3 protein-coding genes are annotated in these 2,642 nt (G+C 75.7%); 2 read left to right on the forward strand and 1 reads right to left on the reverse strand.

Going from position 1 to position 2,642, the window contains the following annotated elements:
- Window positions 1-31: 31 nt before the first annotated feature.
- On the reverse strand, window positions 32-1,210 hold the full coding sequence (locus tag NBZ83_RS31435; protein WP_261576435.1) for a hypothetical protein: 1,179 nt from the start codon (window positions 1,208-1,210) through the stop codon (window positions 32-34).
- Between the two features lie 108 nt (window positions 1,211-1,318).
- Here NBZ83_RS31435 and NBZ83_RS31440 point away from each other — a divergent pair, with 108 nt between their 5' ends.
- The gene (locus tag NBZ83_RS31440) at window positions 1,319-1,549 is read left to right on the forward strand and encodes a hypothetical protein (RefSeq protein ID WP_261566491.1); all 231 of its coding nucleotides are present in this window, start codon (window positions 1,319-1,321) and stop codon (window positions 1,547-1,549) included.
- A 97-nt stretch (window positions 1,550-1,646) separates the two neighbouring features.
- On the forward strand, window positions 1,647-2,642 hold a 996-nt coding region (locus tag NBZ83_RS31445; RefSeq protein WP_261576436.1), incomplete at its 3' end, for a serine/threonine-protein kinase.

Below are 2,642 nucleotides of genomic sequence, written 5' to 3' on the forward strand. Positions count from 1 at the left end.
TCCCCACGGGACCCGCCCCCACGGCGCTTCGTCATCCCGCCGGGAGGTTGCGCGGGCTGTTCCGGTCAGGCGGCGGGTCAACGCCGAACACGCGTGGTCCACGTGCGGATCGTTCCACGTCCACGAGATCGACGCGCGGCTTCGCAGGTCGCCCTCCCGGCGGTCGTCCGACCACCGTCGCGGACGGTCTCACCAGTTGCAGCCGACCCTGGCTGGTGACTGCAAGAAGCGTGGCCGCAACCGCGGTCGGGCGCCCTCCGTCCTCCGGCCGGTCCTCCGCCGGCCTTTCCTCCGCCGACCCTTCCTCCACCGGTCTGTCCGCGTTCGCCGGCGCGGTTCTCGACGGACCGGGCCGGGCCTGCTGCGGCGCCGGCACCGCCCAGCGCAGGCGCAGTGCCTGCCTGTCGGCCATGCCCGCCGGGAGCACCACCCGCAGCCGCAGCCGGGCCGAGGCGGGCAGGGCATCGGCGAGCCGGCCCAGCGCGGTGAGCAGACCGTCGGTCAGCCCGGCGGCGAGCCCGGCCGCCGGCGCGTCGAGCAGTAGATCGAACCGGCCGGGGTCGTGCGGCGCGGCGTCGACGCCGGGATCGGCCGGCCACCCCGCGTGGCGCAACGCGATCCCGGCCGGGACGACCTGGACGAGCCAGTCGTCCAGCAGGCGGTAGTAGCCATCGCCGAGGTCGGTCAGCCAGGGCGCGGGCGCCCGCCAGCGGACCGCGCGCGGCGGCCCCAGCGGCGGATACACGGACTGTTCGGCGAGCGGCTGCCACCAGGAGCCGCGGCCGAGGTCGATCGCGGTGACCCGCGGCCAGCCGTCGGCACCGGTCAACAGCAGGCCGTGCTGGGCGAGCACCGGACGGCCCAGCCGGTCGGCGAGGCGCCGCAGCAGACAGGGCTCGTCCGCCGGGTCGGCGCCGTAGCGGACCACGGGGACCCCGTCCGGGTCGGCGGCCGGGATCGTGCACAGCAGCTCCGCGACGGCCGCGACGTCCGGCACGGGCTCACCCGGCGCGCCGACGATCACGCCGATCGTGCCCGACCGCGACGGTAAGGCGTGCAGGGCCGGCTCGTCGGGGGCGGGGGGCGCCAGCCCCGGCGCCCGCGCCCACAACCCGGCGGGGACGGGCACGACGTCGAGGACCGCCGGGTCCAGCCCGCGCGGCACACTGGCGGGCGACGGGGCACCGGGACGTGCCGGCCGTCTGCCCATCAGCCGTCCGGCCCTGCCACCGCACCGGCCACCGCTCGCATGCCCCGCCTCTCCCGACTCGCCTGCCGCGCCCCGCGCCCTCGTCGGCATCACGTACGGGCGGTCGGCGTGGTTCACCCCGGCTCAGTCCGGGAACGGGGCGGCGGCGACGCGTCCGAGGAAGTCGAGGTCGCCGGCGAACTGGTGGCCGCCAGCGGCCCCGCCATGCTCGTGCAGTACTCGCTGATCCGTGAGCCCCTCGTGCCCGACGAGTTCGTCGCCGCGGTCGTCGACCAGATCGTCCTGCCGCTGACGACCAGGTCCGCGGGTGATGTTCGGAAGCCATCCGCTCTGCACTAGTTTGGTCACGACCGGCGGACATCGTCTCGACACGAAGCGCCCCAGCCCGGCCAAGGCCCACAACGGAGTGTGATGAATTCTGCGGACGGACGCGTCGATGCAGAATCTTGAACCGGGGGATCCGTCGACGATCGGCCCCTACAACCTGCGCGCCCGGATCGGTGAGGGCGGCATGGGGCGGGTTTTTCTGGCCCACTCGCCCTCCGGTCGGCTGATGGCCGTCAAGGTGGTCCGCCCGGAGCTGGCCGGAGACGGCGGGTTCCGGGACCGTTTCCGGCGGGAGGTCGCGGCGGCGAGGCTGGTCAGCGGGGCGTTCACCGCCCCGGTCGTGGACGCCGACCCGGACGCGGCGACGCCGTGGCTGGCCACCCTGTATGTGCCCGGCCCGTCGCTGCACGAGGCGGTGGCGCAGTGCGGACCCTTCGGGCCGACGGTGCTGCGCCGGCTGGGGGCCGGCGTGCTGGAGGCGATCGTCGCCGTGCACCGGGCCGGCGTCGTCCACCGGGATGTGAAGCCGAGCAACGTCCTGCTCGCCGCCGACGGACCGCGCCTGATCGACTTCGGCGTCGCCCGGGCCGCCGACCACACGGAGCTCACCCGGGCGGGCGACGTCGTCGGCACCGCCTCGTACATGTCGCCGGAGCAGGCTGCCGGTGGTGTCGCCGGGCCGGCGGCCGACGTGTTCTCCGCCGCCGCCGTCCTCGTCTTCGCCGCCACCGGGCGCGGCCCGTTCGGCCGGGGCGACCCGGCCGCGATGCTGTTCCGGGTCGTGCACGGCTCCCCGGACCTGACCGGGGTGCCGGCCGATCTGAGCGACGCGCTGCGGTCCTGCCTGAGCAAGAACCCGGCAGAGCGGCCCAGCCCTGACATGCTGCTGCGCTGGTTCGCCGAAGGGGTGGAGGTCGCGGCCGAGACCTGGCCGCCGGCGGTCACCAGGCTGGTGGCCCAGCGCACCGCCGAAATCGGCGAGCACCTGCCGCCGACCCGTCCGGACCCGCCGCAGGGATGGGCTACCCCGGGCACTCCCCGGTCGCCGACCCGGATGATGGCCGCCACGTACGTCCCGCCCCCGCCGACCCCGCCGTCCCTACAG

Origin of the sequence: Frankia gtarii, from assembly GCF_025403375.1 — a bacterium.
GTDB lineage: Bacteria > Actinomycetota > Actinomycetes > Frankiales > Frankiaceae > Frankia > Frankia gtarii.